The sequence below is a fragment of the Vibrio sp. R78045 genome, assembly GCF_042466085.1.
Taxonomy (GTDB): domain Bacteria; phylum Pseudomonadota; class Gammaproteobacteria; order Enterobacterales; family Vibrionaceae; genus Vibrio; species Vibrio cyclitrophicus.
The window spans coordinates 143,568-168,462 of sequence record NZ_JAXHBS010000004.1; the positions used below are offsets into that span (position 1 = coordinate 143,568).

General features: G+C 39.9%; 21 protein-coding genes. 13 read left to right on the forward strand and 8 right to left on the reverse strand.

Features of this window, described 5'->3' with window-relative positions:
- Positions 1-10: 10 nt before the first annotated feature.
- Positions 11-1,189, reverse strand: a complete 1,179-nt coding sequence (locus SJY39_RS01390) for a ParB/RepB/Spo0J family partition protein (protein WP_390241022.1) — start codon at positions 1,187-1,189, stop codon at positions 11-13.
- A gap of 1 nt (position 1,190) precedes the next feature.
- Positions 1,191-2,597 carry a ParA family protein gene (locus SJY39_RS01395; protein WP_390241024.1) on the reverse strand — a complete coding sequence of 469 codons (1,407 nt, stop codon included), beginning with the start codon at positions 2,595-2,597 and terminating at the stop codon, positions 1,191-1,193.
- Between the two features lie 240 nt (positions 2,598-2,837).
- Here SJY39_RS01395 and SJY39_RS01400 point away from each other — a divergent pair, with 240 nt between their 5' ends.
- From SJY39_RS01400 to SJY39_RS01435, 8 genes are all read left to right on the forward strand, one after another.
- Positions 2,838-4,739, forward strand: coding sequence for a PD-(D/E)XK nuclease-like domain-containing protein (locus SJY39_RS01400; RefSeq protein WP_390241026.1), 1,902 nt, complete (start codon positions 2,838-2,840; stop codon positions 4,737-4,739).
- The gene (locus SJY39_RS01405) at positions 4,736-5,689 is read left to right on the forward strand and encodes a hypothetical protein (RefSeq protein WP_390241028.1); all 954 of its coding nucleotides are present in this window, start codon (positions 4,736-4,738) and stop codon (positions 5,687-5,689) included. The genes SJY39_RS01400 and SJY39_RS01405 overlap by 4 nt, the downstream gene beginning before the upstream one ends.
- 155 nt (positions 5,690-5,844) lie before the next feature.
- Positions 5,845-7,410 carry a UvrD-helicase domain-containing protein gene (locus tag SJY39_RS01410; protein WP_390241030.1) on the forward strand — a complete coding sequence of 522 codons (1,566 nt, stop codon included), beginning with the start codon at positions 5,845-5,847 and terminating at the stop codon, positions 7,408-7,410.
- Between the two features lie 15 nt (positions 7,411-7,425).
- Positions 7,426-8,331 (forward strand): hypothetical protein, encoded by a 906-nt coding sequence (locus tag SJY39_RS01415; RefSeq protein WP_390241032.1) that lies wholly within the window; start codon positions 7,426-7,428, stop codon positions 8,329-8,331.
- Positions 8,328-8,834 (forward strand): hypothetical protein, encoded by a 507-nt coding sequence (locus SJY39_RS01420; protein ID WP_390241034.1) that lies wholly within the window; start codon positions 8,328-8,330, stop codon positions 8,832-8,834. The genes SJY39_RS01415 and SJY39_RS01420 overlap by 4 nt, the downstream gene beginning before the upstream one ends.
- Before the next feature lie 26 nt (positions 8,835-8,860).
- Complete coding sequence (locus SJY39_RS01425) at positions 8,861-9,793, forward strand: hypothetical protein (protein WP_390241036.1); 933 nt, start codon at positions 8,861-8,863, stop codon at positions 9,791-9,793.
- Between the two features lie 226 nt (positions 9,794-10,019).
- Positions 10,020-11,339 (forward strand): hypothetical protein, encoded by a 1,320-nt coding sequence (locus SJY39_RS01430; RefSeq protein WP_390241038.1) that lies wholly within the window; start codon positions 10,020-10,022, stop codon positions 11,337-11,339.
- A 4-nt stretch (positions 11,340-11,343) separates the two neighbouring features.
- Entirely contained in the window at positions 11,344-12,285 is a 942-nt protein-coding gene (locus SJY39_RS01435) for a DNA replication terminus site-binding protein (RefSeq protein WP_390241040.1), read from the forward strand.
- Between the two features lie 22 nt (positions 12,286-12,307).
- Here the strand turns inward: SJY39_RS01435 and SJY39_RS01440 are convergent, their stop codons facing one another.
- Positions 12,308-14,248 carry a replication initiator protein RctB domain-containing protein gene (locus SJY39_RS01440; protein ID WP_390241042.1) on the reverse strand — a complete coding sequence of 647 codons (1,941 nt, stop codon included), beginning with the start codon at positions 14,246-14,248 and terminating at the stop codon, positions 12,308-12,310.
- Between the two features lie 1,850 nt (positions 14,249-16,098).
- On the opposite strand from SJY39_RS01440, the gene SJY39_RS01445 reads away from it, so the two are divergent.
- The 3 genes from SJY39_RS01445 to SJY39_RS01455 all read left to right on the forward strand — a co-directional run bounded on the left by SJY39_RS01445 (position 16,099) and on the right by SJY39_RS01455 (position 18,816).
- Positions 16,099-17,316, forward strand: a complete 1,218-nt coding sequence (locus tag SJY39_RS01445; RefSeq protein WP_390241043.1) for a gammaproteobacterial enzyme C- transmembrane domain protein — start codon at positions 16,099-16,101, stop codon at positions 17,314-17,316.
- A 240-nt stretch (positions 17,317-17,556) separates the two neighbouring features.
- On the forward strand, positions 17,557-18,357 hold the full coding sequence (locus SJY39_RS01450) for a hypothetical protein (protein ID WP_390241045.1): 801 nt from the start codon (positions 17,557-17,559) through the stop codon (positions 18,355-18,357).
- A 207-nt stretch (positions 18,358-18,564) separates the two neighbouring features.
- Positions 18,565-18,816, forward strand: coding sequence for a hypothetical protein (locus SJY39_RS01455; RefSeq protein ID WP_390241046.1), 252 nt, complete (start codon positions 18,565-18,567; stop codon positions 18,814-18,816).
- 3 nt (positions 18,817-18,819) lie between these two features.
- On the opposite strand, the gene SJY39_RS01460 is transcribed toward SJY39_RS01455, so the two are convergent.
- The 4 genes from SJY39_RS01460 to SJY39_RS01475 form a co-directional block, all read right to left on the reverse strand.
- Positions 18,820-19,821 (reverse strand): tyrosine-type recombinase/integrase, encoded by a 1,002-nt coding sequence (locus SJY39_RS01460; protein WP_390241048.1) that lies wholly within the window; start codon positions 19,819-19,821, stop codon positions 18,820-18,822.
- A gap of 130 nt (positions 19,822-19,951) precedes the next feature.
- Positions 19,952-20,311, reverse strand: coding sequence for a hypothetical protein (locus tag SJY39_RS01465; protein WP_390241049.1), 360 nt, complete (start codon positions 20,309-20,311; stop codon positions 19,952-19,954).
- 106 nt (positions 20,312-20,417) lie between these two features.
- The gene (locus SJY39_RS01470; protein ID WP_390241051.1) at positions 20,418-21,548 is read right to left on the reverse strand and encodes a hypothetical protein; all 1,131 of its coding nucleotides are present in this window, start codon (positions 21,546-21,548) and stop codon (positions 20,418-20,420) included.
- 296 nt (positions 21,549-21,844) lie between these two features.
- On the reverse strand, positions 21,845-22,276 hold the full coding sequence (locus SJY39_RS01475; protein ID WP_390241052.1) for a hypothetical protein: 432 nt from the start codon (positions 22,274-22,276) through the stop codon (positions 21,845-21,847).
- Positions 22,277-22,493: 217 nt separating this feature from the next.
- On the opposite strand from SJY39_RS01475, the gene SJY39_RS01480 reads away from it, so the two are divergent.
- Together SJY39_RS01480 and SJY39_RS01485 are read left to right on the forward strand one after the other, a co-directional pair.
- Entirely contained in the window at positions 22,494-22,964 is a 471-nt protein-coding gene (locus SJY39_RS01480) for a hypothetical protein (RefSeq protein ID WP_390241054.1), read from the forward strand.
- 45 nt (positions 22,965-23,009) lie between these two features.
- Positions 23,010-24,140, forward strand: a complete 1,131-nt coding sequence (locus SJY39_RS01485; protein WP_390241056.1) for a hypothetical protein — start codon at positions 23,010-23,012, stop codon at positions 24,138-24,140.
- A gap of 54 nt (positions 24,141-24,194) precedes the next feature.
- Here SJY39_RS01485 and SJY39_RS01490 read toward each other — a convergent pair whose 3' ends face one another.
- Positions 24,195-24,707, reverse strand: coding sequence for a GIY-YIG nuclease family protein (locus SJY39_RS01490; RefSeq protein ID WP_390241058.1), 513 nt, complete (start codon positions 24,705-24,707; stop codon positions 24,195-24,197).
- Positions 24,708-24,895 lie beyond the last annotated feature (188 nt).

Below are 24,895 nucleotides of genomic sequence, written 5' to 3' on the forward strand. Positions count from 1 at the left end.
CAAAGCACCCTTAAGATTTGTTCTTTTTCTGAATCATCTCTATCAAGTCTGGGTTGTCAGACAAGTACTCATTAGCCAAGAGGTTTAGAAGATCATAAACATTGGTTTTGCTTGGGTTGGTCATCGTTATAGATGCTTTACCCTTGTCACTGATCTGAAATTTGCCTTTCGTCACTGAGTTACCAAAAGATTCGTTAACCTTGTATACAGGTGTAGACCCTTTAGGATTGATGACACTTTCCACGACTTGGTTAAATAAACTTAGTGCTTGTTGATTTCTAACCAGACCATCATCGGACTGAAAATCAGTAGCTTCCATTTTCTTGGAAAATGCAGCAACCAATGACTTAACGGTGTCGGCACTTAACCCAGACAAACTCTTATCGAGCTTAGTGATCACCCCTGCCCCAATATCGGGTGGTGATGGAAACAGATCGATAATAGAAATTGGGAGTCTTGCACCCTTTAACGCTGTACTTAGTGTTGCTGGGTTTATGGATTCCGCTTTTGCAAACTGAGCTTGAGACAAACCCGAACTGGCATGCATATCAGTCCAACGTTGTCCCTTTTCAATAAGTGACGGTGTAGCATGTTCGTTTGCATCTTGGCTGAGTGCATCACACAGTGATTCGTCAAACTTAATGTCCGACACATACACTTTGAACGGACGATGCGCATAAATACAAGACTTGCGACGTCGTGAGCCATCAATGATGTAAATTTTGCCATTAAGTCGGTAGCCAAGCGCTGGGTATATCTGCCCTGTTTTCTTAATCTTCTGAATAAGAGCTCGCAAAACAAAAGGCGTCAACCAGCGTTGAATACGTTCATTCTTCTCATCAGGGAATGTGAGGGTTTCAATGTCTTCTGGCTCGATCTCTTCGTATTCAAAATGGACATCTTCACCATCATGAGTAATCGTAAGAGAGGTCACGCCATCTTGAGAAGCTTTACCCAGCTCATGGGTCAACGTATTCGTTTCGAGTTCCCCCTCAAGCGCATCAAGCCCCCCTAAGTCATCCAATTGAGATTCAAGCTTACTGGATAGCTCTGAGGTATCAATTTGCCTCGAATTCGACTTCGCAGAGTTAGGTAATGCAGGACGCTCTTTTTTGATAGCCTCCTTGGGAGAATTTTGGCTTAATGGGTTCATTCCTGAAAAGGGTGGCGCAACTGTTCTTTTTACCATTTTAGAGTTCTTCCATATCCAATTCATAACCTGACTTAACGCCAGCTGCGGCTCTTTGGTTTGCCCAAGTTTGGTCAATTTTACTCATCAACTCACGCGCAATCATAAGGCCATTATCTTGAGCTTTCACTAGTTGCTCTTTCGTACCGAAGTTTTTCGAACCTGATTCTTTATCTACTCGCGAGTACTCAGACCCTGAAATATCATAGATGGTCTTAAACGTATCTGAACAGACCTTAATGGCCTCACTATGCTTAAATGGGGTTAACATAACCTCATGCAGCAAAGAACGTAAATCAGCGTCAAACTGGGCTTCTGAGCGCGACGTTTCCATATGACTCATCAGTACAAGGCTGACGGAGTCGTAACCCTGATGGCCATTTTTGTACATGTTCTGATAAAGATCAGGCAACTGGTCTGCATACTTAGCTGTACTATCGCGATCGTTCTGGGCAGCTTTCAAAGGAATGATACTGCTAGTCGCAATGAAATGAGCACCAAAGCTCGATTCGCTAAGCTGGGGAGGTGTATCAATCAGGATGATATCAAAGTCATCTTTAACGCTCTCAATAATAGGCGCTAGCAATTCAGCCGTGTTGTATTGCTCACCACGTTTAACCGCTTCAATTGAAGCGTTCTTCGAGTGATAGTCAAAAGAGGCATCACGGGTACGAGCTGGCAAAATTGACAAGTTTGGAATGTTTGTTGGTAAGAATGAATCCTTACATACACTGCTGTACGTCTCATCTCCCTCAAAGGTTAATGGAGAAAAGTTGTGCATCAACAAGTCGCCAACGGATAAAGCATCTGGATTCAATTCATCAAGGTGAGGAAGCAAGGTATCGGTACTAGAGCCTTGTGGGTCTAAATCAATAATAGCGACTCGAATACTTTCATTTGTAGCCGTAGCTGTTAATGCGAGTGCCGCGCCCATGTTCACAGTGAAAGTCGACTTACCTCCCCCCCCTTTCAAGTTATTCACTAAGAAGATCTGAATCTTCTCGCACTCATGACGAACTTTAGGGTGAAAGGTATTACAGATTTTTTGTGCAATCTCATTTCGCTCAACTTGTGATACACGCCAAATAGTACTCTTACCATCTTTGTAAACACCACCGATGCCGTGCTTATCCATCTGGTCAGCCAAATTACGAACTGCCGCACCACCAAACAAATCTTTCTCAATTTCAACTTTGGTGTAAGTACGAAGCCGCTTGCCGTTACTGCACATCAATGGAGCGGATAAATCAATCTGGTCTTCACCACCACTAATGATGCGATCCGTTTCCTTTTTCTTATCGATGATTCCACGAAAAGAAACTTTGATTCGTTGTAATTGACGATAGGTATCATTCGGTGTCATGAGTCTTAACCCAGTTAACTCTTTGACGACAGTAAGCATTGACATTGCATGTATCCTTGATGTTTGCGACTTTAAAAAGTGTATCAACTAAATTACGATGTAACAACGAAAAGCAACGCACGCACATATAACAACACAAAACATTATAAAACAGTAAGTTAATGCTATAAGTGATTACTAGGCGATTAATAAACGAACAAGATCACAAAAAATAATAGTTGTAACCTCTATTTAAAGGCGCTATATTGTTAGTGTCAGTTAAACATTAATCGAGGTTTCAAAATTATGAACATCAACCAACAAACATCTGCTTCACTATTAGAAAGCCTAAACCTGAATCCCATTCTTGCTACGGCTGGTGGCTTTATCGCAGATATGAGCGATGAACAGTATTTTTCGATTCCTGCACATAGTAAGCATCAGCTAGAACCTGCCCTTAAAAGCGGTAAAGATTTTGAGTACAAACAAGACCCAGAGAACCGCAAACCAGCATCCGAACAATCTGATGCGATTAAAGATGGCACATTGCTCCACTGTTTGACGTTAGAAAAAGCAGAGTTTAAGAAGCGATACTTCATTCAAACTGATTTCGACAAAATGCACCAAGACAACCCGTTCTATTTTACGAATAGTGATAGCCTGAAAAAGTTCATCGTTCAGCACAACGAGCAACATAAAGAAATCGCTAATGATGTAGCGAGTCAGGTAACGCAGTTTAATAGCAAACAAGTCGCTGAGGTTGATGAGAGCATTAGCTTTGATGACCTACCAAAAGAGTACCGAGTTGGCGAAATCAGTAAGCGTAATATTAAGAAATGTATCAATGATTTCATCTCAACCTTTCTTAAACCAATCGACACAAGCTTAAGTGATGATACTGAGTTCAACGTTCCAGTAACTGAACGATACACACTGTTCAAAGACAACATGGCACATTGGATAAGTGGCGATTTTTCTAAAAAATGGAATGACGCATCTACCTTTAGAGATAAGGCAAGAATCCTTAACAAAGTCATTACTGAGCAAGATATCAAGTTTCACGCTTTAGAAGAGAATGACCAAGTTGAAAAATTACCATCAATGTTAAAGACGCCCTATTTCACTGCGACCAGTAAGAAGCAAGCCGTTAAAAAATACGTGATGGCGCAGAAAGATGAAACCTTTCAGATTGATTCGAAATCTTCGATGGTTGATCAAATTAAAACGCTTAAGCAAATGGGTTCTATTGATATCGACGTAGCACCTCACCTAATCAACAAACTGCCAAATCTTGGTAACAAGAAAGAATCTGGCGTTTGGGAAGTGTCAGACGTGTTAGCAGTAATTACCGCTGCCTATAAGAAACCTGTGCTATTTCGAAAGCATCTTGAATCTGCGGAGCTAGAGCGAGCGGAAAGTGAAAAGAAAATCACCATTACATCAGATCAGTATGTACATGCGCAAAGAATAGTAGAAGCGGTTTACGCTGATGAAGATGCCCGAAAGTGGCTGACTGCTGAGGGGAATATATTCGAAGTTGCCATGTTTTGGAATCACCCTATTTTTGGTGATCTCTGCAAAGGCAAAAGCGACATCATGAACCTAAATTTCAATGTTATCACTGACATTAAATTTGTGAGAACTGTTGATTTTGACCGCTTAGAGCGTGACAGCGCAGCGATGAATTTTCATTTACAAAATTCTATGTATGAAAACGGGTTCAACGAAATTGGTAAGCATGACGCTGATGACGGTGTTGAAAACAAACTCAACAAATTCATATTCATTGTCGTTGAGAAAGATGCACCAAAGCTTGGGGCTAGCCATACGAAGCCAGTACGAGTTCGCGTGATTGAATTCATTGACCGTGAAGATATTGACCGAGCATCTGAACTACTAGATGGCGCTATTGGCCGCATTCATAAATGGTTTGAAATGGGCGAGTTCGAGGGGTTCAAAGGTATCAAAGGTGTTCGTGTTCCTGTGTACCAACGAAAATACGAAAACACCCTAATTGAAGAGATTCAAATTGAACTTCAACAATGGAAAGAAGAAAAGGACAAGCTAGGCATTGAACCGTTAACTGATATGAGTGAACAGCGACCGTCCGATAAAGTTGAAAAGCCTGACATTAATAATACCGTGACGCCAGTAGTAGCGAAACCATTGCCTAACCCAGACCAATTATTTAATGGAGCGTCATTATGAGCAGCAAATGGCTAGACCAAAATTACATTGACCGAATCATGGCTTTCGCCAAAATCATGGCCAAAAGTCGAACCATCAACATACATTTCCGCAATGATGTAGAAACCTGTTTTATGCTGACAATGCAAGCTGATATCTGGGGAGTACATCCTGAGTTCGTAGCGGCCAACTCATTCTTTGATACTTACGGAAGAATCAGTCAAACAGGTAAATTGGTGAAGTTAGTATTACTCGCTCACGATTCAGTCAAAGATGTAACTAGTGATTATAGCGGTGACTGGTCACTGGTTAACAACAAGTTCAAACTTGGAGAAGACCAGTCACCCCGTCCTCTTTGGAATGTTCAGGATGAATCAGGATTATACTTTGAACTTAAAGTGCAATTAACTGACGGTACTGTAATCAGTGAAAAAGTGTGCATGGGAGACATCGACCCAAGCATCCGTGCGCTTAACGAAGCTTGGGTATCTAGACCCTACAATCAGATATTCAACCACACCATTAGGCAAGTGGCATTTGGTCGTCTCTCTCACCTATTGAACGGAATTGAAACAGACGAAACGCACGATGAGATTAAAGCCGTCAACAAGCAACTAAGCCAAAAGATGGAAACCAATTCTGCATCCGATGAGTTGGCATCCCCTACTTCTGCTGACATGGAACAAACCTCCATTACTGAACAATCAGCCTCTAATCTGGCCGAGCAAGAAATCGAAGTGTCTCAGTTAGTAAAAGGGCTATTAGATGATGCTGATGAAATCCAAGAGTTAATCGAATCAGAGCTGGTGGAGCATCACGTAAAGACCGAACGTTTATCAGAATGGGTCGATAAGATTGGTGAAAATAATGATGTCATCAATGAGCATGAAAAAGACTCGCTTACTAAAAAGTATACTCTTATGCATAAGGCAATTGAGCTTGAACATGAGGCAGAACCAAGCCACTCATAATAACGTTCAACGCACCGTTTAGGGGCTAAACGCTAGGAAACAATATCTAGCATTTAGGGGCTAAACGGTAGTGACACAAACTAGGATTTAGGGGCTAAACGCTAGGCCGAAACAATCTAGCGTTTAGGGGCTAAACGATAAAATAGGTCAGACACATGATTAATCGTAAATTCAAAGGCATGAACCTCAGTGAACAACAAGACAACTGCTTGGAATTGTTTGCATCAATGAACTACGACGAAACATTGGGAATTGAAGCTGGTGCAGGAGCAAGTAAGACGTTCACAATGAATGCCATATCTACGTTGATTATGCCTAATCGTCGCGGCTTATATTTAGCTTATAACTCAGTTATCGTGGAAGAGGTAAAGCGAGCATTCCCAACTTACGTTGATGTCACAACAACTCATGGTTTGGCCTACAGTTACATTGGTAAGCAATACAAAGACAGATTGAAGCATAAGCTAACGATCAAGTCATTCATTGAGCACTATAAGCCAACATGTCTAAAAGGGGCTCTCACAGCTCAAGGGTACGCAAGTGCCGTAATGAGAACGGTATCGAATTACTGTCTGTCACAAGACAGTGACATCAATGAATCACATGTTCACTTAATCAAACGGTTTGGAACACAACCAGACCAAGTAGCGTACATTTCACATCACGTTATGCGTGGCGCACAAGCGCTATGGGCAGACATGGTTAACGTGAACTCTAATGTACCGACGACACACGATGCGTATCTAAAGCTCTTCGTACTACGATTAGAAGATAAGACGATTGAACTGCCATACGAATTTTGTATGCTCGATGAGGGTCAAGATACAGCGCCCGTTGCTCAACAGCTCATTAAGTTGATACTCAATTGTAAAAAGGCAATCGTGGGAGACAAATGGCAATCCATTTATGAATGGCGCGGTGCAGATAACGCAATGGCCAACTTTGAATTTAATCATCAAGCTAACCTAACAACATGCTATCGATTTGGCCAAAATGTGGCAGACCTAGCCAACGAGACGCTAAACACACGATTGAATGCAAATGTTAACTTTGTCGGCAACCAGACATTTGAATCTGAAATCATCACTGATCCGAGCAAGAGCATTGCTGATAAAGGTCGTATGATCATAACAAGAACCAACTCGGCTCTCTTTAGCGAGCTCATGACATCACTTAAGAATGGTAATAAGCCATACTTACTAAAAGATGCTGAGCAGCTTCATAAGATTGTCGAGGGCGTCAAAGCACTGAAAAGTGGTCATACACCAAATTGCGATGAATTGGCCGTGTTCAGTGATTGGTCAGAACTGAAAGAGCACACAGAAAGTGATATTGGTGGCGATCTAGCTCCATTAGTCAAAGCCGTAGAGCTACACGGCACTAACAACTTATCTTTGGCCATGGAACAAGTGAGAAAACAGGATAGAAATAGAGCTACCGAAATTCTAACTACCGCACATTCATCAAAGGGTGCAGAGGCTTCATTTGTAAAGCTAGGGGGAGACTTTGACCAGTTCCTTTCAACGTCAGACCCAATTCAATACCAAGCAGAATCAAAGTTAGCTTACGTTGCTTTAACGAGAGTAATTAAGAAGCTAGATGTGTCACAATGCAAAGCTCTTAGGAAGTTGGTATCACCACTGGTAACATATGAGAAACCAACAGAAAAGAGTACAAAGCGCAATCCAACCCTAGAAGCGTTGAATGCGTTCCTTGCATAAGAACAGGTTACGTAAATGAACAAAGAAGCACGTAAGGTCACTAGTTATTATATTGCTGATTCATCGGTATCAAACAGCAATGGTGATTTACTCTCAATACCAGAATTGTACTTACAAGTACTGGATGACTTGATAGTGGGCATCACACACCCTGAATACACAAGCTTACTAAATCAAGAGCTTGTAAATGAGCTATTCAGGTTGCCGTCTAAGCCAGTGATACGTAGTAAGGCAAATGGTAAAGAAATTGTTTTCAATGTCGCGCTTGAAAATGATTACTGCATGCCCGTTCTAAGAGAGTTACTGTCTACTATTGTGATAGATAAACTCGGCTACACAGCTGAGACGAAAGGTTTGATTGACGCAATAAAGAAAGGGGAGTCATTTGCTTCACCCCAAACGCGAAAGAATAAACGAGAAGTGAGAACAGCAAGTGATTTTGATGAACTGTACGCAGCGCTAGTAGAAACTGCCAAGCCATTTGTAAATTGGTTCTTTAATGAATACTTAACAGAAAGCAATGTGGCCATCACGTACAGGCTCATCAACAACAAAAGAAAACGTATGGTTTTCTACTTTGAATGGCCAAGTGATAATGAACTAGTAATTATGGTTAACGTGGGTTCTAACGATGCACCATACTCAAGCTCGATTTTAACTGATAATGATATTGTTGAATTTGTCGACCATAGATATGTGACGAAACAATCCCATATTGGCTCTCAAGTAGACAGGGTGATATTCAATGAACTAGCGCCCCAGTTGGTATTTGCATTAACAGTGAATAAGCCAATGTGTCTGCACTTTTTTAGTGAAGAGCCACCAATTAACGCAACAGTAAAAACAGTTCTGACGAAAAAACTAAGAGAAGAAATCAACAGTCGTTGGACATATGAAAAACTGGATTTGAGTGAAGTATGAGTGATTTCGGTGAGATAGTAGAGTGTTATACAAAGACCGCTGTCATACAGTTACAACGGATTCCCAAGGCGGCAAAAAACGTTGTTACTCAAAATGTGAATGTCACAATTGCACCATTGATGAGGCAGGGCGGTTCTTTAAGAACAGCTGATTATTCACAGAAATTGACCATCCAGTTGGTCGAATCTGATTTAGCAAATTTTGCGATAGCCCTAATGGGACTTAGAAGCTCAACAGAGATAAAAGGGTCAGATGTAGGTAACTATTCAAAGGTTCTCTATGTGAATGTCAATGAAGACCAAACAACGAATATCATTATCTCTTTTTACTCGAAAGGGAACACAACGAATTCTAATGTGAGTCAGTCGATAACGTTTAAAAACAGCGAACGATACCCACTATTAAGGCTTGTCGTAACTCAACTGACAAAGAACAGTACTCAATACGAGCAAACGGTAGCCGACACATTGAACCTACTAAAAGCTAGTGTGCTAAGGCCATAGATAACCACTAAAAGGAATCAGGACGAATGGAAATGAAAATGCATAATAAGAAACGCAGTGCTTCGCTTGTTGTTGCTTTGATTGTCTTCGTGACAGTTGCGTTTTTTGAAAAAATCAATGCCCTGATTACTTTCTCTTACACCAAAGAGATCACGCTAGTTCACAGCGAGCAAGTAACCATTGGTTGGCTTGAAGTTATCCTTAAGCCTTTCTCTCTAGGTCTATTCGCGTCACTCACTAGCTTAACTGGTTTAATCGTTATCTTCGTTTCACTAGGCGCGATTATAGCGATGCGCCATAAAAGAGAGTATGGGGCATTCTCTGTCGAGGATTACCACACCGAACATGCCGTGTTTCTTGGATCTATCTCTAATCGAGCCAAGATGTGGTTTTTAGTCATTGGGGTTTATGCAGCTCTTGAAGTTATCACAAACAACTTCAACATGATGACGATTGCCAATGTTTGGCGGTTCGACTTTCACGGTGGGGCGAGTGTACCAACGAGCCCGATTTCTTTGACGTATATTGGAACAATGATCGAGTACTTCTACATGGTTTCAATAAAGCACTTTTTCAATATATCGAATTGGTCACTTTTAGAAATAGTGTTTTGGTCTGTCTTGGCGTTCTGGATTTTACTAAAAGCTCATGTAGTAACTTCGAAGCAAACAAACGAAGCAAAGACAATTAAGGAATTATTGTCTGTCGTACCAGCTGCTTTTCTTGCGGTACTGACTTCTGCATTTGCACCTTATCGCCTTACGGAATCAACAGTTCTAGAAGACCAAGAAGTTGATGAGGATATCCGTCGAGCTCTTAGCGTTGTCAGAGTGCCGAAGTCGATTCAAGAGTCGTTCATTTCAAGAGTGAACAATCAAGATTCAATTTTCTACTTACTCAAAGACCGCCACGCGACATATACACACTACTTAATGAATCGAGTGAGTAGAAAAGACTAATAGTACTGGCCACCATTCGTTGAAACAAAATAGCAAATCTAAATGGCACGATACTCTTTATCGTGCCATTTTTTTTGTGCATGTTATTTGATGAAAGGCAGTAAGCATTTTAAATGTTACGTCGTAACCAAATAACAACTCACACTTTTCAGCTCTCACATTAAACATATACAAATAAATACGAACTGCGCTATAATGGTGATATAACTCTAATAATGGTCAAATCATGGAAATATTAATTGCTGACAAGACAAGGTTTGGTGTCGTTCCAAACGGTAAGCGACTCATGCCAACATCAAACGGACTGTACCTTATTACGAATGGTGAGAATCCATCGAAAGCGGAGAGGGCGGTATTCACTGCTGAGTTCTCTTTCGTAACGCCACAAAAAATTAAATCATGCGATTCTGTGGCCAAGTACCTTAAGTCAAAAAATAACGTAGTATGGAATATTAACTGCGCTGAGAGTAAACGAACGAAAACCGTTGTTTGGCAAGAGTGCTCAAGCATTGAGAGTGACTACAATGTTCATGAAGTGGAAGATCTGAAAGAGTCATTGAAAGATCTTTCTTGGGCTAACTCCAATCGAATCAGAAACACTTTTTGCGACATTCTTGGTGTTTCGTTTTCCAATTACAGAAACATCAGTGCGAAGTTGGTCGAACTCGAATCTAAATCAGTTACGAGAATGAAACCCTCTGCCATTGCATTTTTTAAACAAGCGGCAGATGAATACAAAGATGCTAACGTTACAGTAAGCACGGTAGAGTATCCGAACAAAGCTATTGATCAAATGCTGGTAGAAAATGCAAACGGCCAGATGGACTTGAACGGTTATACAGTAGAGCGCATCAAAACCAAGAAGCCAAAAACATCAGACATTACTTCGAGTGAAAACTATGTGGTTCGTTATAAAGGTGAAAGAAGAAAAGTCATAGAAGAGCGAACGCAAGGTAAAGAACCAACTGGCTTTGATATATCCAAGCCACTTCTAAAAGTGAAAACGAAACAAGGCACTCGATTCTTACTACACGGCAGCATGCCGAAAAGCCTTGGCTTGTGGCAAGTTCTAAAAGCGGAATACCCTGATTTATTCAATGAACGAATTGAAGAGTTAGATTTATCAGAGTACCCATTAGGGTTAACGTTAAGCGATCTCTATAAGACAGGTGAGAATCTACACAGCGATGCAGATATGCTCGATAAGATCAGAAAGCTTGAAATCGAAGTCTTAACGATGAATCACACTTGGGCAAAAATTGATTTAACCAAACATTCTTCGTTGATTACCGACCTCGTAACTAAGGTCGATTTCTCACCAGAAGAAGAGATTAATGAGAGTGGCCAACCGATCTCTAAATACTCGCTGTTAGACGGTAAGATCCGTAAAGAGAATTACAGTGCAAAGGCTTTTGGATTTAGCAGCTTTGCTATCTATCTTCTTCACCCTCTAATGGATAGACACGCTCCAATTCGTAGCGAGCCTAAGAACTATTATTGGATGAAGTTCTGTCTATCCAATGATATTGAATTCAAGTACGAGTAGTGTAATGACTGAATCACCAATCCTCACTCAATTACAGCTGGGACATGAGATGGCGCATATTGCCAAGAAGATAGGCGAATTAAGAAAGCTTGTCCTGAGAGGCCGTATAATCCATGCAGAGGTGGCAATTCTCCCTGTCCCTGAGATTGATGAGGATGGTTATGACACGGTTCACAGTGAGATTGAGGAACTGTCACCGAAAAGGTTAGAGGGTTTGGAGGCGGTACACGCTTACCTAGAGTGCCTAGAGTTTAACTACAAAAAAGTAGGCTTATCACATAAGGCAGCTCGTCGCGTTGTAGGAATCGTTCACATAACCGGTAGCGAGAAACTTGAGTCAGAAATAATCAGTTTGATTGAAGAGATAAACGGACTGAAAAATTCATTTGTTTTAGAGCTTTCTAGAACGTATGACACCAGTTACTTGCGTCAGCAATTTTACACAAACACCTATAATGGTGTGCTTCCTAAAACGGTAACAAGGCACATTGCATTAGCGCCTCCAACGGTTGAAAACATCACATTCAGTTGGCTTGCTCAAGGGTATCAGCTGGAAACCATTGATCATGAACGTGCGCTATCAATAGCAAAATTGCGATGTGAACGGAAGGTAAGCAACAACCCAGACTTAGATTTGATGACCTTAATAAGTATGGATGAGGAACGATTAGCTCAGCACACTAAATCAGCTATTACATGGATAAGACCAAGTAAATTAAATCCAAGATATAAATGCTCGTACCCGAATGAAGAGGGGAGGGTACTACAAGAACAACCAAGACGTGCGTCAGTGCCTGTACTCGTCGTTAAGCCTCAGCCGCTAAAACGATACCATTCACTTAGCGACTTCAATGGTTATGATCGATTGGCCAAGGTCAAAGGTACTAAAAGAGTGTCGCGAATTCCAATCATAGAAGAATATGGTATGTTCTTGCACAATGAATAAGCCTCCCAATTGGGAGGCTTTTTTATTCAAAATGGTCAGAAAATGATAGGTAGAAGCTCGGTGGTAGTACTTCAATTTCATCATTGATAAAATTGAATACATCATCATGAAATGAACTCTTACGAGATATTGAGTTAAGAACAGCACTAGGCTTAACGTAAACTTCATACATGGCACGTAAAGCCTCACGAATTTGAGCAAATTTTGACTTGGTCAAAACCTTACCGTGAATGTGTAAGAGCTCAACTTTTTCTAAATGTTGGTCGAATAACGTATTGAACGTAGAAAGAGGTAGTTCAAGGTTGGATTGTAGTACCTCTAAAGCAGAGTCACGTTCTGATTTTGTCGAGTAATGAGAAACTTCAAACCCTCTTTCGCCTACCGTAAAACTGAACGCATATCGTGAAACTCGAAAATTCAAATCCGCAGCTAAACGACTCGTCACTCGCTGGTGGATCTGTAAGTACGGTCTTAACTTATTCGATAAACGGTTATGCTTGGTTGGGGCGATTTGCTTATTACCATTAGCTTGTGTTTCAGGATCGATATCGCAACAAAGTAACAGCTCAGTTTGATCAACTGTAACGTGGATATACTTCTCGTTGAAATCTACAGACCCATGATAACCCCAAATATTAAATGACAGTACGTTACCCTCAATTGAAGAGAATAAATGTTTATCATTCAAACGGTTCATATCTAAAAGGTGAGTTTTCAATGACTCTCTAAAGGACTGCGAATCTGTACCAGAAGCTATCTGATCTTGAAGCTTTTCCAGTAACTCTGAAAACGAAGTTACCTTTCGAAGCTTAACCCTAAACCGTAGGTACAAAACAAAAATCATTGTATGAACACTTAAACTGTTCGCAGGGAAAGCAAAAACAATATCCCCATGAATCAGTCGTTCAAAGACATCGTCTGGCCACTTTACAACGTATATCGAAGCATCACGACCGAACTCAACTTCGGTATTACTGATCAATTTAGGTGCGTAATCAGATAGAGGTGAGCATTGATCAAAAATACGAAACTGACGGCTCATATACTTTTGTTTCAATTCGACTCCATCAGCAAACAAAGATTGTAAACCCATTACGTCATAGGTTGTTTGCTTCATGGCCATGATGCTCTCACGTACAGCATCACGGTAATTACTACCAATACTACGAATGAATTTTTTCCTGATTCGCACGATATCATCAACATGAATCGGAGTAGCATTGACAGGTAAAGTACCGTTGGCAATGTAAGAGTCACTATCTAAAGAATGATATTCGAGAGTTAAAGTTAACATCGCGTATTGATTCATTAGATCGTCAACGTTGGTAACTCGACTGTGAGACTGAACCTCAACGGTCAACTTATGCGCTTGATCGTTCACATCGGAAACCCATACTTCTTTGGCCAATTTGGATTGATTGGACTTCAAAGGGGCAACAGCTTGTTCAACTAGACTTAAATGAGTATCAGTTGGGGTAGCGATTTGCGCTGTTAATGCGTCGGGTCTTCGAGTAAATCCTGCCTCATTGTAAACTCTATCTAATGCAGCGGCTGATGAGCGCTTATCGGCATAGTAGGTCTTACGGTTTTGCCCTTTTTCCTCAAGCTCTTCAAACACTTCCTCAATCAGATTAAAGGTAATGCACTTAATTCGACCACGAAGTGATTTGTTAGAGAACTCAAAGGGAACAGTCTTAATGATGTTCATCTTTTCAAGAGCTCGAATGCGACTATTAAAGGCTGGCAGTTTAATGTCGAGATTCTGCATGATGGTCAAAAGGTCGACTGTAGACTCTTCATCCTTTAATGAAGCACATTCCACAAGTGCAGATATGGTCGCTTTCTGATTAGGGGTTAAAGCAAAAAATGAAGTAAAATCAGTGTTGCTAGAATCGAATGACTCTGGATACCAAATAAACGAACCTTGGTCAGCTGTACGCAAATTGAAAATCTTACTGTCCATGGATATCAAACCTACCAGATTCGTTTTGTTTTTTAGAAAAATTCTTTTACTTGGAATAATAGTACTTCTAAATCCTAGATAGATAAAGATCATTTTGAGAATATTTGATCAATATCGAATTAGAGATTCCTATTATTACTGTTTTTTAAAAAAACAATTTATCTACTTATCCTATTATCTATTTATCAACTTATAGATTATCAATTCTCTACTTATAGCACACATGTATAACTTTTAAGTTATTGAAAATAAATAGATAAATCCTAAGTAAAACCCAGCCGAAACCGAAAGTAAGATCTGGGAAAATCCGAAAGTAAAAACCAGTCAAACTCGAAAGTAAGATCTGAACTAATCCGAAAATAAGATCCAGTGATCTGCGAAAGTAAGATCCGGTGAGATGCCGAAAGTAAGATCCAGTACATCCCGAAAGTAAAGTCCAGAATTAAGCACAGCTTATAAACATGTTATTGATATTTGCCTGTGGGTAAGTCTAAGGTGTTGTGGATAGATTAAACATGAATTTAGAGGGTAAATACTAAGGGTATAAATACCTGTTTAAATTCAATGACTTATTGTAAACCTCCGAAAGTAAGATCCAGCGTATCCCGAAAGTAAGATCCAGTACATCCCGAAAGTAAAATCCAGTACATCCCGAAAGTAAAATCCAGTACATCGCCCGAAAGTAAGATCCAGTAGATTTCCGAAAGTAAAATCCAGTACGCCCCGAAAGTAAGATCCAGTAGATACCGAAAGTAAAATCCAGTACATCGCCCGAAAGTAAGATCCAGTAGATTTCCGAAAGTAAAATCCAGTACATCCCGAAAGTAAGATCCAGTAGATACCGAAAGTAAAGTCCAGTACATCTTGAAAGGAGGGGGCGCACCACTCTCTTTATCAGTGGAGAACAGCTGGTGACACCGTAAGAAGTGGTTAATTGTCACCCAATCATTCGATTATTTGGTCAAGGAATCAACGTTTTGGTCTGTTAAGCATTGGTGTAGAGCATTTTTTTTGAGACGCATCACTCAATTGTAGAGAGAAAGTCGAGGGCTTGATTAAGGCAATTTGGTTCGGTAGAGCTCTAGGTTCGTTTGGAAATAAAGTAAATTTCCCGACTCTTTTATTTGAGATAACGCATCTCATATGACTAGGGTTCGTTTGAAATTAAAGTAAGAATCTCTAGGTGCTTTACTTGGGATTTTTTCGAAAAACGCTAATAGATTAACTCTCTAGAGTACCAGTGAGGTAAGGGTTCGTTGGGAAAAATAGTAAGTTTACTTTCCTGCCTTTATTTGGAATCAGGAGTTCGTTTGGAATTAAAGTAAATTTGCCTGACAGGGCGATTTGGCCAACTCGAAAACCAGCAAGGTTCGTTAGAAATAATAGTAAGAATCCCTAGCGGATTTTACTTAGGTACTACAGATGTACTACAAGCCGAACGGCCTGATTCTGTTTATCCATACAGGTTGACACTGAAACAAGCGATTTGCTAGTCATAATAGGGTACGACATAAAACGAGGGGTATAGTTACCTTGTCACTCGCTGAACCTCCACCTATCTTCTGCTAGACCCGCGCAGCGCGTAAAACAGAAAAATAAAAAAAACAAAAAAAAGAAAGAGCTGATTCTAGCAAGGGACTTTTGGAGGATTGAGGTGGTACGTGTCGCATATATGACACTGATGTTTTATGTCGTACCCTAAATCTATTGTGTAACTAAGAGAGGGCTGCTAGGTTAGGTTGGAATGTCAAAGCACATAAGAAATATAAAGCTGATTTTAATTGTTGACTGAAAATAGCAAGCGCGCTATATTGTAAGTGTCAGTTAGATAATCAAACAAAGGATTGCACATGAAAAAGGTACTTGGATTCGGTCTTGCTCTATTAGCTTCACAAGCTACTGCTAATACATTTGAGGTTAGCTTGTTTTACCCAGACTCTTACGACTCAGATTCAAATTTCGAAGTCTCTACAGAGGTAGTCGGTTTTTACCGTTCACTAGAGTTGGGAAATGCTTTACTTAGTGATCATGGCGTAAACTTAACGCTCAAACCAATTGGTGTGTATTCCACTAACAGTTGGGGCAGTAGTGAAACTGTTAGTTGGGGTCAAGCGACCATGCAATGGGATGGGGGCTCTGGTGTTGATATTGAAACGGATATTGGAGACATGGCCGTTGGTGTGTTCGAGCAAACAGGTTCAGCTATTGCATTAGCACAGGCGATGCTTTCAAGTTACTACACAACTCATCCTACAGGAACACGCAAAATCGCTATGGGGCATAGCGTAATGCTTGGTACTGATGATCAAACCGCATTACCTTACGTACTTACACACGAAATCTTACATACCATTGGTGGTGAGCACGAAAGTTCTGATGACTTCAATGATGATGGTTTTGGCCGTACCGATGGTTACGGTAAAGTTTGCGGTAATGGCTATTCATCATTAATGCACACATCAATTTCAAGTACCCCATTCAGTGACGTTACGATGACAGGCGATGACAGCGATTGCCCTGATGCAAATGCCAATATGGTTAACTTTACAAATCACTATGCGCCTCTTGCTGCCAATTATGCCGCTACTGTTGGCAACCAAACTGTAAGTGTCGCAGTTAGCGAAGACATTGATAACCAAGTTTTCACATTTCAAGCTACGCGACTGAACACAACGAATGCAGAAACAATGAAGCTGTATATTGCAGGGGGTTATGTAAATTCTGGTAATACAAGCTTAGAGCCAATCAACATTACCTTTGATGCAGGACAAACACAGTCGCAAACTATCGAAGTCACGTTTACTGATTTACATCCTTTATTTGAACAAGCTAATGAATCGGTACAAAGCGTTTATGCTGTTGTGATCGGTAGTGATGAAGTGCAAGACGCTAGTGTGGATGTGATGGCGTTAAATACTCAATGGACTGATGAAGTTGTAACTCCACCAACAACCGATCCGACTGAACCGACTGAACCAACAACCCCATCTCAAGGTGGTTCGGGTGGCGGTAGTATGCCTTTATGGTTGCTGCCAGCTCTTTTACTGGTCAGATTATTGCGTAAATAATCCATTCTCATTGATATAGCCTCTGAAATTCAGGGGCATTTTTTTGTCTCAAATTTGACAATCGGGTTTGTTTATAAAATACTTACGATAAGAATGTGTATTTTTTTAAAAAACACATACGATAAAATCGTATACACAACGGCATTGATATGCGACTATATAGGTATATAACTATGTAATTAATGTCTTTGTAACACTTTTAACCATCACGCACACCAATAGTGAGAAAGGACATCGCACATGCGTAAAATTACACTAGTTAGTACCATACTTGCTTCTATGCTGACTCTCAATCCCTCTGCTTTTGCTGGTGCTCAAGATCAATCAGATGAGAACTCAAGCACTAGTCAAAATACGAATTTTCAGCAGAAAAAACCTGCCAACAAAAACAATCATGGCGGTATGAACAGCCATAAAGACAAAGTAACACCTGTCACAGTTCGGGCTGTACCTAATGATGATGTTGTTGGGTCACGTAGTGGTTCAAACCCTACCTATAACAAACCTAAGAATTCCGCACCAAAACAGGCAAACACCACCATTAACTGTAACCACCCAGCTTACAAGACTTTATGTGCAGAACTGAAAAAAGCCGCTGAGCCAGCACCAACGCCTAAGCCGCCAGCCATTGTTTATCCTAAAAAGAATGTTTGGATAACAGTTGCTGACCGAACTAATACAAATGCTAGAGACTTGGCTTTCGTATTGCCTATTTCGCTAAGTAAAATGCGTCCAAAATACGTTCGACTTAACAATACTAACACGTATAAATACAGCTATAACGGAAACACCTTAACAATTCGCCACTCCAAAAAAGTTCCAGATTTCTATAACGCTAGTGAGAGATGTAGCGCGAAAAACGGAGCTGTTTCAGCTTGCTCAGCTAAGATATCTTCTAATATAGCCTATGGTTGTAATGGTAATACAGTAGATAGATATACATCGAAAAGACAGTCGTCGGGTAATGGTAGTGGTTGTTTCACGCATCGAGGAACATACACATTAATGTGGCGTGTTAGCAAAGTACAAGTAATGTATTAGACTTCATCATAATGAAAAGGCCAGCTAATTTGCTGGCCTTTTTTAATATCGAATTTCTATATATAGCTGGATGATTACTTGTTTACTTCGAGACATGAGATCAACAGCTCAATATTTTATAAAAAAACCGTTGCTCTAAATATATGAGCTTGTAAGTATATACACAGGTACAATACTTAAACCAATCATACGACTAGGTTATACAAAATGAGTGAATTCAGGAAAACGCTAGTACAGGAACGTCTTCTAACATCCTTTGTAAAATCCAATTTATCAATAGAAGAAGTTCAGCTACTGGTTACTCGACTAAATCGAATAAATGAGAAAAGGGTATTAAAAAGAGAACAAGATAGGTTGGCTGAACAGAAAAAAACGGAAACTATCGCGTCATATGAGTCACAACTACGTGAAGATGGTTTATCACTAGAACAGCTCGTACTATTTTTAAAAAAGACATAACCACTACTTCAATCGAATGTTGGCCACTGCATCTTTAAAGACCTGTTTATCTTTTGTGATATAGCGGTGAGTGGTCGAGATATTAGAGTGACCCATTAGGTCTTGAATCACAGAAACTTCTACACCTGACTTGTATAGCAGTGTAGCCATAGTTCGCCTTAAGTCGTGAGGCGCAATCTTGAACTCAAATACTTCTAAGCAACGCTGGCGTACAATTCTAAAGATACTTGAACGCGCTTTGAACGCCTTGCTTTCGGGATTGCCGCCTTTACGCATTGTTACGAATAAGCTGTCCGTTTCTAAATTGTGCTCATCTCGTAGCCTACACCAAGTAAGTAGATGAAAGTAAACATCATCACTCAAAGGTACAAGACGTTCCTTGTCATTCTTACCAAGCACTTTCAAAGAATATTCACCCGATTCCTCAAGCAAAGAAGACACAGACAATTCCATCAATTCAGAACACCGAAGACCACAACCAGTCAATATCGCAAACATTGCATTGTTTCGTAATTGGGTAGGTGTCGGTGCGTCGACAACAAATAACATCGACACTTCCTCAATGTTCAGAGGTCGTCCCTTGAACAAACGTGAGCCTTTCAATGCCTTAATCTCTTTGATACGCATAAGCTCTTTCGTAGAGATTAAGTCAAGATCACAAGCAAACACTGCCGATTGCTTTATGGCAGTTAAATAGGTATTGAGTCGAACAGCACTGATACCAGACTCATGCATCCTGTTGAGAGTCATGGATATTGCGTAGTTGTCTATATGTGGCCATGAAATATCTATGTGCTTATGTATGGCGAGATTGACATCGTTAGATAGGTAGAAACTATTCAGCTCACGCGCAAAGCAATCAAGTGTATAACCCATAGTGACGCGAGAGCTTTTTGAACGAAGATTATTAATGTAACGCAACGTAGGGGGAGTATTGATCACCTCAGTTTTTAAAACCGGTGTCTGACTAATTAATTGCTGACTTACTGGGCTTAAGTTTGTCATGAACAACACTCTTGGTTTGAGGTGAGAAAAACGTTTTTTAAAAAAATACTGTTTTTATATACATACATTTTAGCACTTACAAATGATGATGAAAGTACTAATTCTCTTAGTCGTTAAATATTTGTTCGCATTAACGTGTCAGAAAAGATCTTACCGCCTCTAACTGTTGTTGTTCCACTAATGGCAACGAGACAAGTTCGTTTATAATTAGGTAATCACAAAGCTTAACGAGTCGATTAAGAGGTTGCCCGTAAGAGTGTCTATGGTAGTGGACAGCCAATGGGTCTAAAGCAGATATCGAGTTAGCAGAAATGGAGATGTTTTGTTTCAGGCTTGATTCAAATTCATTGAAGTAGAGAAAGGCTTGCTTTAATGATTGTCTCTCATTACCTGAAAGATTGTTCGAATTGTTTAACTTAATGAGCTGATCGAGTGATGGTTTGTACTGCACGTTCGCATCATATGGCTCAACGAATATCTTCCAATTCATCTTGTCGACTGTCACAAACAAACTCTTATCATTAGTAATTTATAAATAAACTATATCAAGAATGAAATAAGTTGCCAGCGAATGGCAACTTATGACCTGAGTTCTATTAGAAACTGCTATCTACGTTCAAATCCTTACGTACAGCGTTTTTCAAACCGTAAATCTCGCTGATCACTTTGCCATTCGGTAACGCACTTATGAAACCACGATCCAATAGCTTTTTTTCTGACGATTGGGCAGCACTGCGTGTCGCTGTACCGCCAACCGAAGTGATAAACTCAAAGGAGGGGATTGCATAGATTCCTTTACCAGAACACTTCAACAAATAAACAGCCTTATCGGTTTTAGACATACTTTTTAGCAATTCAGTATGACTTTCTTCCTCGCACATAGCGTCATGAATAAACTCAATTGAGGACGCTAACGAAAAGCTATTCCCCAATACCTTTTTATTGACGATGTCTCTCATTAGGTTGATTGTCCAATGAGGTGAGTGGTCGGTGTCAATCCAAAAATCTAGAAGCGCAAGGCGGTCGATTTCAATTCCATACGTATTCTTAAGTAAGCCAGTACAATGCGTGATAAATCCATCATCTAACATTGGGAACTCTTGTACTGTAGCTGATTGGTAGAATGGCAAACTTTTGTCTTCAAACGCTGCTTTAATACCAGTACGAGAAGAACCTGTATAAATGACAGTAAGGCGCGTACCGAGCGTATCTAAAAGCGTTCTTAACGAATATTGAAAGTTCTCAAACTTAGTAGAGGTTACTAGGTGTTGAAACTCATCCAAAATCAATACTACTTTCGCGCCACCAGCTTTTTCGACTACTGAATCTAGTAACACCTTAATATTACTCAAATCAACGTCAGAGGCTTGAGAGGGGCTAAACTCAACTTCCATCTTAGCAATTTGATTGCCAACTGCCAGTTTGTGTATTTGACTCTTAAGCAACCTTGATACTGCTCCCTCTTTTGAGAGTTCATCTAAGGCATCAGTAAGACGATCAAAGAACTCCATATGTGGAGAGTTTTTATTTCCCCACATTGATATGTAAATTGGAGTCATGCCGAGTGAAATTAGATGCGGGCTTAGGTCATGCAGAAAAAATGACGTTTTACCAATACGTCTTGATCCTAAGAAAACCATCCTAGAAAACAGGGTATCAGAGCAAAATGTACCATATGCCCTTGTTAGTTCTGGTCTACGATAAAACCACGGATCAATAATATTCATAACACCTCAAATCATTTCGATTCATTGAACAACAATGAATTCATTTTAACACAATGAATTGTGATGAACAAAGGTGTATTCACAGTAACACCGACAAATTATTAACTGAGTTAATGCACTAAAAATTGGAAGCTAAAACGGTGACTGATTGTAAGTTTAAGTCGGGGAGATGTCGTAGTCTCTAAGCTTCTAACGGGAATAAAAATAAGAGCAAAAGAGTAGGATCGCCTAAAAAAAATGCAATTCATTAAACGATAATGAATTGCATTGAATTTCTGAGTAGTAATTAAAATGGTTTACTGACTATCTTTTAAAATGGGGATTTGAACATAGTTTACCTCATCAGCTTGAACGGTTTCGAAGCCAAGCAGCTTGACGAATTTCGGCTCATCGTTACTTAGACTAAAGTCTTTTTCACAATAGCTGGAAATCTTATGAGTTACTGTATCTGAGTAGGAGTCAAACCCGTATTCGTTAGTAACAACACTAGTCTCACCAGTCACATTATCAACATATTGAATACATAGCTCACCATCATGGCTAACGTATTTATTTAAAAACACTGTTTGACCTTTCGATATCTCGAACTCATATGAACCTATAAAACTATCTGGCGATTCATGGTAGTCAGGATTGATTGACTGCACATCAACAGTACTAAAACTCGACGCACAACCAGTACTCAAAGCAGCCGTAACAACCAATGCTAAAACATTAATTCCTTTCAAAATACACACCCTCTATTCATTATCATTTCTGTTTTTTAAATCAACTACACTATAGTACAGTAATAGCGTTCATTGCAATTTTTTAAAAAAACAAAGTTAAGACCGGTAAGTGATTGATTAATAATAAAACCGGACATTCCAAACCATGGAAATTATTAATTGAATCTGAGAATTAAATGGTTATGATAATTGAGAGCAAAGCGAACGAGGTCTGAAAATGAGCCATAAAATATATCACGGTAATGAATACCAGAAAGGACAACCGTCAATAGTCATTCTAGTCGCGAATTCAAACAAAGAAGCCGCCATAACTCTAGGCGTAACTGATTACAAATTTCGTAAAGAATACCAACACATATCAAGCTCTGAATTTGACGCTATTCGAAATAATGGTTGGCGAGAGCTCCCTCCATACAATGAGTTGGTAATAGGGAAACTCTATAAAAAATCCGAATACGTCATTAACCAAAGCCGCAATGAATTACGCGAGCGAAACCTAGAAGAAATAGGACAGTTAGCAAAGATAGAATGCGCAATCCATCAAATACAGGGCTGTCATTCGATTAAGAAAGGACTAGACCCCAAGCTTCGACGTATCGCTGGTGAACTCCATGAAATCTTAGGTGATATGAGAGAGGACTTTAACGAAAAGTACGTCGGGATCTCACTTAAAAAGCCGATTAAATAGTCTTCTGACTTGCCCATTTCACATAGCTCATGACTAAGGAAAAGCATGAACGATACTCACGACAGTTTAAGTATGGATGAATTCGAGACAACGTTGATTGGGGCTGGCGTGTCATACACATTGAACCATCAGCCAAGCCCAGTGGGATTTGACAGTGGTGACACAACAGCCTCTCTGTTTGTTTCTGACCCTCACTTAGAGCGGTACAACTCGGTTCGCTCATTGCATGTTCAAATTCGACTAGAGCTTACACATTCAATTGTTAACGGCCAGCATCATATCTATATCGATTATGTTGAGGGTAATTCGATTTATTCTGCGGTCAACAGGAAAGGGTGGGGAACACTGCTGTTCAATTTGACCATTCAGATACTGGAACTCAAATTTCGCGAGCTTGGTGGTGATCTATTTGATTTGGCTGACGTTGTAATCAAAGGTAAAGCCTTTCATGAGGAAAGCAATGACCATACGTTGTCATTAAAAACCAAAGAAGAAATGTACTTAGGAAGACGACGATTTTTTAAAAAAATGGGTTTCAAATTCGAAGACAATGAACACTTTTCAATGACGCTTGCTGAATTCCAGTATTCGCTAAGCAAAGATGATAAAGAGCGAGTGAAAAGGGGGCATGTACCCGACCACTCAAGTAAAGACATTGAATCGATAGTCTTACCCAAAATAGCAATGCCTAAGAAGCCTCTCAAATCGCTCGATGAGATATTTAAGTCGTATGAAACGCATAAAAAAATCGAAGACCTGATACTTGGGGCAATCACCACTATTGGTTTAAGTTGCTCTGTTTTATTTTCATTCAAACACCTCATGTTTGTTGAAGCGCTGCTAGTGACGATGATAGTGGTGTTTATCGTAGTGCTTAGTGCTGCTGGTGTTTTCCAATATCTACTCATTGATTTTATGCCGTCGACATGGATTCAAAAAATGGAGTTGGCAAAACATAGGGCTTATGAAAATGAACTTGATAAGACGTGCGAGCGAGTAACAAGATTTGAAAACGAGTCAGATAACCTGATTTTTAGACACTGCTTCAATCAGAACAAAAAACCGATTGTTGGCCTACCGCTCATGCAAGGACGGTTGAATTTGGGAGATAAAGAAAGAGAGAAGTTTCTTGTCGAGTGCAGTAAGGTCTTAGAGGCGATCCGAACATCAATGTAATTGGGCAATTAGCTCAAATGCTGGAATCGCTCTTAGACCATTATTAATGAGTCGTTAGCTATCTTTCCAATAGACATTGCCATCTTCGTCTCTATAACCCTCCATATCAAGTTCATGGTCATGGAAATGGCCATTACCTAAATCCGTTTCATACAGCTCATTATTACCAGTAACGTAAGAACTTCGTGATTTCTTATCATTGTTATTGCGTTCATATCGACTCATATCTCCATGCAGCTGATTCTCATAGGTAACACTGCCAGAATGATATTGTTCTATATACGTTTCAACAACGCTTACCATTTCGGTAGGGGTTAAGTTGAAGACTTCAGTTAAGTTACCTGTGCTTGCATGTCTTCTCCTTTCAGCAACAGTTTCAAGTTCGGTAATCAACCCTTTCTCAATCGCATGCACATCGCCACGATGGATATTGAAAGCTGTGTGTATAGAGTAATCATCTGCTTGTGATGATGTGTGCCTTTGTTCAATTCCCTTTGTTGTTTTTCCTATCTTAGCTTTATTGGGATTATCTTCGTAACCACCAATGTAAATCCAATCATCGCTCATAAACTTTCTCCTAACTCTAAACCAAAAAAACTGCCAATTTCAAAAACGAGATCAACTGGCCACTGGTACATTTTTCGAAAAAAAATACAGATTTCAAACGTATCATTTACCTAGTAATTTGTCATCCAACACGTTGCACAATCTTTCAAGCCTGAATATCCATGCATGAATCGGAGATTCAATAAGTG